The sequence below is a fragment of the Klebsiella sp. CN_Kp113 genome, from assembly GCF_040064585.1.
In the GTDB taxonomy this organism is placed as follows: Bacteria; Pseudomonadota; Gammaproteobacteria; order Enterobacterales; family Enterobacteriaceae; genus Klebsiella; species Klebsiella michiganensis.
In genome coordinates this window covers 42,661-49,624 of record NZ_JBEAID010000042.1, presented here as the reverse complement: position 1 = coordinate 49,624, position 6,964 = coordinate 42,661, and the positions used below count along the sequence as shown (strand labels likewise).

At 55.0% G+C, this 6,964-nt stretch carries 4 protein-coding genes; all 4 read left to right on the top strand.

The features are described 5' to 3' along the window. Positions 1–214 precede the first annotated feature (214 nt). Positions 215–3,307, top strand: coding sequence for a beta-galactosidase subunit alpha (gene ebgA, locus ABLV30_RS24840; RefSeq protein WP_265801078.1), 3,093 nt, complete (start codon positions 215–217; stop codon positions 3,305–3,307). After that, the gene (locus ABLV30_RS24835) at positions 3,304–3,753 is read left to right on the top strand and encodes a beta-galactosidase subunit beta (protein ID WP_014226912.1); all 450 of its coding nucleotides are present in this window, start codon (positions 3,304–3,306) and stop codon (positions 3,751–3,753) included. Before ebgA ends, ABLV30_RS24835 begins: the two co-directional genes overlap by 4 nt. A 93-nt stretch (positions 3,754–3,846) precedes the next feature. Further along, the gene (locus ABLV30_RS24830; protein WP_014226913.1) at positions 3,847–5,280 is read left to right on the top strand and encodes an amino acid permease; all 1,434 of its coding nucleotides are present in this window, start codon (positions 3,847–3,849) and stop codon (positions 5,278–5,280) included. Positions 5,281–5,507: 227 nt separating this feature from the next. Continuing rightward, a complete protein-coding gene (locus ABLV30_RS24825) occupies positions 5,508–6,941 on the top strand; it encodes an amino acid permease (RefSeq protein ID WP_265801076.1) in 1,434 nt (477 codons plus the stop codon). The last annotated feature ends 23 nt before the right edge of the window (positions 6,942–6,964 follow it).

Below are 6,964 nucleotides of genomic sequence, written 5' to 3'. Positions count from 1 at the left end.
TGCCCGGGCTACGGGTTCACCGCCGTCTGCCAAACGGTAGCCCGGACAGATGCGCAGCATCGCCTCCGGGAATGTCCCCTTCCCGACGCTAACCGCAGGCGCCCGGTCACGCTCATTTTGTGATCGAGTTAAAGTAAATCGCTCCCGGCGGTTTTATTTAGTAAAAGTTTTACTAAAATAAACTCCATCCGTTTAGTCCGTTCAGGGAGGCGATATGAATCGCTGGGAAAATCTTCAACTCACTCATGAAAACCGGCTGCCTCCGCGCGCCTATTTCTTCTCTTACGATTCGCAGGCCCAGGCGCGAACCTTCGCCCGTGAAACCAGCAGCCGCTTTTTGTCCCTTAGCGGACAGTGGAACTTCTGCTTCTTTAACAACCCGCTGCGGGTGCCGGAAGCGTTCACCTCGCAATACATGAGCGACTGGGGGCCGATTACCGTACCGGGAATGTGGCAGATGGAAGGCCACGGCCAGCTACAGTACACCGACGAAGGCTTTCCTTTCCCGATTGACGTTCCCTACGTGCCGACCGACAACCCTACCGGCGCCTATCAGCGCATCTTTACCCTCAGCGAGGGCTGGCAGGGCCAGCAGACCCTGATTAAATTTGATGGCGTCGAAACCTATTTTGAAGTGTACGTTAACGGTCAGTACATCGGTTTCAGCAAAGGCAGCCGCCTGACGGCGGAGTTTGATATTAGTCACGCGGTAAAAATCGGCGACAACCTGCTTTGCGTGCGCGTCATGCAGTGGGCGGACTCCACCTATATAGAAGATCAGGATATGTGGTGGTCGGCGGGTATCTTCCGCGACGTGTATCTGATGGGCAAAAACCCGCTTCACGTCCAGGACTTCACTCTGCGCACCGATTTTAACGATGACTACGTCGACGCCACGCTCTCCTGCCAGCTGGTGCTGGAAAATCTCGCCGCGCAGCCGGACGCAGCGACGCTGGAATACGCGCTGTTCGACGGCGAAAAGGTACTGTATGAAGGTGCAACGCCGCGCCTGAGCATCAGCCAGTTGCTGAACGTCGACTTTGCGATCGACGTGAAGGCGCCGCAGCAGTGGTCGGCAGAAAATCCCTGGCTCTATCACCTGGTGATGACGCTGAAAAACGCCGCCGGGGAGATTATCGAAGTTATCCCGCAGCGCGTCGGTTTTCGCGATATCAAAGTGCGCAACGGCCTGTTCTATATCAATAACCGCTACGTGATGCTCCACGGCGTTAACCGTCACGACAACGACCATCTGAAGGGCCGCGCCGTAGGGATGGATCGCGTTGAGAAAGATCTGCTGCTGATGAAGCAGCACAATATCAACTCGGTACGTACCGCCCACTACCCCAACGACCCGCGTTTCTATGAGATGTGCGACATTTACGGCCTGTTCGTGATGGCGGAAACCGATGTCGAATCCCACGGCTTCGCCAACGTCGGCAACCTGAGCGCCATCACCGATGACCCGGCATGGGAGCATATTTACGTTGAGCGGATCGTGCGCCACGTCCACGCGCAGAAAAACCATCCGTCGATCGTCATCTGGTCGCTGGGCAACGAGTCCGGCTACGGCTGCAACATTCGCGCGATGTATCACGCCGCTAAGGCGATCGATGATACCCGGCTGGTGCATTACGAAGAGGATCGCGACGCGGAGGTGGTGGATATCATCTCCACCATGTATACCCGCGTACCGCTGATGAACGAATTTGGGGAATATCCGCATGCCAAGCCGCGGATTATCTGCGAATACGCCCATGCGATGGGCAACGGTCCCGGCGGGCTGAGCGAATACCAGAACGTGTTCTATCAACATGACAGTATTCAGGGCCACTACGTATGGGAGTGGTGCGATCACGGAATCCAGGCCACCGACGACAGCGGCTCGGTATGGTACAAATTCGGCGGCGACTACGGCGACTATCCCAATAACTACAACTTCTGCCTCGACGGGCTGATTTTCTCCGACCAGACGCCTGGACCCGGGCTCAGAGAGTACAAGCAGGTTATCGCCCCGGTAAAAGTTCAGGCGACCGACATCGCCCGCGGCGAGCTGCGCATCGATAATAAGCTCTGGTTCTCGACCCTCGATGACTACACCCTGCGCGTGGAAGTGCGCGCCGAGGGGGCTACGCTTGCCAGCCAGCAGCTTAAGGTGCGCGATCTTGCGCCAAACAGCGGCCGCGATATCACTATCGACCTGCCGGAGCTGGACGATCGCGAAACCTTCGTCAACATCATGGTAACCAAAGATTCCCGTACGCCGTACAGCGAGGCTAACCATCCGATCGCCATTTACCAGTTCCGGCTAAAAGAACAGACGGCAACGAAATCAACGCTGATAAATGCCAGCGCAACCCCGCTACGGATAGCTGATGAACGACTGAGCTACAGCATCACCGGGCATAACTTCCGCGTGGTCTTCTCTAAAATCAGCGGCAAACTGAGCGAATGGCAGGTGAACGGCGTAGACCAGGTGACCCGTGAGCCGAAGATTAACTTCTTCAAGCCAATGATTGATAACCACAAGCAGGAATACGAAGGGCTGTGGCAGCCCAATCATCTGCAAATCATGCAGGAGCATCTGCGTGAATTCAGCGCCGAGCAGCGCGGCGATACGGTGATTATCACCGCCCGCAGCATCATCGCCCCGCCGGTTTTCGATTTCGGCATGCGCTGCACCTATCGCTGGCAGATTACCCCGCAGGGGCATATTAACGTTGAGCTTGCGGGCGAACGTTACGGCGACTATCCGCACATCGTGCCGTGCATCGGTTTTATGCTGGGCATTAACGGCCAGTTTGAACAGGTGGATTACTACGGTCGCGGTCCCGGCGAAAACTACGCCGACAGCCAGCAGAGCAACATCATTGACCTCTGGCGCACCACCGTGGACGACATGTTCGTGAACTATCCGTTCCCGCAGAACAACGGCAACCGCCAGCACGTCCGCTGGGCCGCGTTTACCGACCGTCACGGCAGCGGTCTGATGGTGGTCCCGCGCGATCCGCTCAACATCAGCGCCTGGCACTATACGGCGGAGAATCTGCACGCCGCGCAGCACTGTAACGAACTGCGTCGCAGCGATGACATCACCCTGAATATCGATGCCCAACTGCTCGGCCTGGGCTCTAACTCCTGGGGGAGCGAGGTGCTGGATAGCTGGCGGGTCTGGCTCAAACCGTTCAACTATGGCTTTACGCTGCTGCCGCTGGAAGGCGGGAGCGCTTCCTCGCAGACGCTGGCGAATCATAGCTTTGGCGCCGGTTTCTTTTCCTCCGATTCACACAGCGAGGCTGAAAAATGAGAATTCTCGATAACTTAGAACAGTTTAAGCAAATTTATCACAGTGGGCGTAAATGGCAGCGCTGCGTAGAAGCGATTAATAACATCGACAATATTCGGCCCGGGGTGGCCCACTCTATCGGCGATTCGCTCTCCTATCGCGTGGCAAGCGACAGCACCACGGATGCGCTGTTCGTTGGCAACCGCCGCTATTTCGAGGTGCATTACTACCTTCAGGGTCAGCAAAAAATTGAGTTTGCCGCCAAAGAGCAGCTGCAGACCGTGGCCTGCTATCGCGATGAAACCGACCGTGAATATTTGAAAGGTATTGGTGAAACCGTGCAGGTTCACGAAGGACAAATGGTGATTTGCGACACCCATGAAGCCTATCGCTTTATCTGCGACTCGCCGGTCAAAAAGGTGGTGCTCAGAGTAACTATCGAAGACGGCTACTTCCTGAATAAGTAAGCCCGCGTGAAGCAAGATGAGGCCAGCGGATCGACTCGCTGGCCTTCCCGGCCCTAACCCTCAATGCGGGCCAGATAATTTTTCGGAGGACTTATGTCCGAATCAGTTCGTGCCAAAATAGGTAAATTCGCCCTGCTGTCGATGGCGTTTGCCGCCGTATTTAACGTACGAAATATTGTCAATAACAACATCGAGTTAGGGCTCAGCTCCGCCCCTATCTTTCTGTTTGCGACGGTGGTCTATTTTATTCCGTTTGTGTTTATCATCGCCGAATTCGTGTCAGCGAATAAGAATTCCGAATCAGGTATGTACGCCTGGCTGAAGCAGCCTTTAGGTACCCGCGCGGCCTATCTCGGCTCGTTCCTGTACTGGTTTGTGAACCTGTTCTTTTTCCTGTCGCTGCTGCCGAACGTGGTGGCCTACGCCTCGTACGCCATTATGGGTTACGCCATTCCTTTCTCGCCGATGGTCACGTCGCTGATCTCTATCGTCCTGTTCGCCATGGCCACCCACATTTCCACTAAAGGCGCGACCTGGCTGGGGAAAATCTCCGAATGCGTGGCGTATGGCGTCTTCGCGCTATTTGCGATTTACGTGGTCGGCGCTTTTACCGCGCTGGGCGCGGGCCATGTCCCCGCGCAGCCGATTACGCTGCACGCCATGGCGCCTACCATCAACTGGGCGACGCTGGGGATCATGTGCTGGATTTTCCAGGCGGCAGGCGGGGCTGAAACCGTCGCCGCGTACCTGAACGACACCAAAGGTGGGCAGAAATCGTTTATTAAAGTCATCATCACCGCCGGGATCCTGATTGGCGGCATGTACGCGCTGGGCTCTTTGCTGGTCAACGTCTTTGTGGCACGTGAAGATCTGACCTATGCGGCCGGCATGGTGGAAATCTTCACCGGCCTCGGCGCCTATTTCCATATTTCAGAAGCGCTGATGGGCCGCTTCGTCGGCATCATTCTGTTTATCGCCATTTTCGGTAGCATGATGATGTGGACCGCCGCACCGGTAAAAATTCACTTCTCTGAAATTCCTGCCGGCATCTATGGCAAAAAAACAACCGAGCTGAACGTCCACGGCGTGCCGGTGCGCGCCGCCTGGTGGCAATTTGTCTTCGTCTTTCTGATGCTCATCGTAAACGGTTTCGGCTCCGCCAGCGTTCAGCAAATGATGAACACCGCTATCAACCTGACCGCGGGTACCGCGATGCTACCACCGCTGTTTATCATGGCCGCCTACTTTGTTTTCCGCTGGAAACACGACGACACGCCGCGCGACTTCCGCATGGGGTCACGAAAGGTTGGGATGGCCGTGGTGTCGATGCTGATGGTGATTTTCCTGGTCAGCATGACCGCCTCGGCTTTCCCACCGGGCGTCGATCTGGTGAATGCCTTCTTCATTAACGTCTTTATGACCGCAGTCTTCTCCGGACTCGCGTGGTGGTGGATAACCCGCTTTGAGAAAAAACAGCGCAAGAGCCAGCCATCGGTGCTGAAATCAGCGGTAAATCCGGTGAAATAAGCGACCGTTCCTCCCGCCAGCGTTAAATCGTCTGGCGGTTTTTTTTACCCGCCAGCCAGGATCTCGCGCTCAACCATTTTCGTGATCGAGTTAAAGCAATTCATTTTTACCGCTTTTATTTACTAAAATTTTTACTAAAATTAACCGCAATACTTAACTACCTCTACCCTACAAACAACACAATCCCCTTCGGCCATTCTCTGAAGGACAATGTGTGGAGATGTGTTATGTCTGATATCAAACGTAATACCATCGGCAAGTTCGGCCTGCTGTCGCTGACCTTCGCCGCCGTCTTCAGTTTTAACAACGTGATCAATAACAATATTGAGCTGGGGCTGGCGTCGGCACCCATGTTCTTCCTCGCAACCCTGCTCTACTTCGTTCCTTTCTGCCTGATCATCGCGGAATTCGTTTCGCTGAATAAAAACTCCGAAGCGGGGGTTTATGCGTGGGTAAAAAGCTCCCTCGGCGGGCGCTGGGCCTTTATTACCGCCTACACCTACTGGTTCGTGAATCTGTTCTTTTTCACCTCGCTGCTGCCGAGGGTCATCGCGTATGCCTCCTACGCCTTCCTCGGCTACGAGTACATTCTGACGCCCGCCGCCACCACGATGTTGAGCATGGCGCTGTTCGCCCTGTCGACCTGGGTGTCCACCAACGGCGCAAAAATGCTGGGTCCTATTACCTCGGTGACCTCGTCGTTAATGCTGCTGCTGACGCTCTCCTACATTCTGCTTTCCGGCAGCGCGCTGGTGGGCGGTATTCAGCCAGCGGATCCGATTACCGTGGATGCAATGATCCCGAACTTTAACTGGGCGTTCCTCGGCATCACCACCTGGATCTTTATGGCGGCCGGTGGGGCGGAGTCCGTCGCGGTGTACGTCAATGACGTGAAAGGCGGATCGAAATCATTCGTTAAGGTCATTATCCTCGCCGGGATCGTGATTGGCGTGCTGTACTCCATTTCCTCGGTGCTGATTAACGTGTTTATCAGCAGTAAAGCGCTGAAATATACCGGCGGATCGGTACAGGTCTTCCACGGCATGGCGGTCTGGTTTGGCCTGCCGGAAATCGTGGTCAACCGTTTTGTCGGCCTGGTCTCCTTTACGGCCATGTTTGGTTCGTTATTAATGTGGACCGCGACGCCGGTCAAAATCTTTTTCTCCGAAATCCCGGCCGGCATATTTGGTAAAAAAACCGTCGAGCTCAATCAAAACGGCGTACCGGCGCGCGCGGCGTGGATCCAGTTCCTGATTGTGATTCCGCTGATGATTATCCCGATGATGGGCTCCAGCACCGTGCAGGATTTAATGAACACCATCATCAACATGACCGCCGCCGCCTCGATGCTGCCGCCGCTGTTTATCATGCTGGCGTATCTCAACCTGCGCCGCAGGCTCGATCATCTGCCGCGCGATTTTAAAATGGGCTCACGCACCACCGGCATTACGGTGGTCTCGATGCTGATTGTTATTTTCGCTATCGGCTTCGTCGCCTCCACCTTTCCCACCGGCGGCAATATTCTGACCATTATTTTCTATAACGTCGGCGGCATTGTTATCTTCCTCGGATTTGCGTGGTGGAAATACAGCAAATACGTGAAGGGATTAACGGTAGAAGAAAAAAGAATTGAAGCGGCGCCGGCTTCCGACGCGTCATAAGCCATTTTCCCTAAAATAATAAA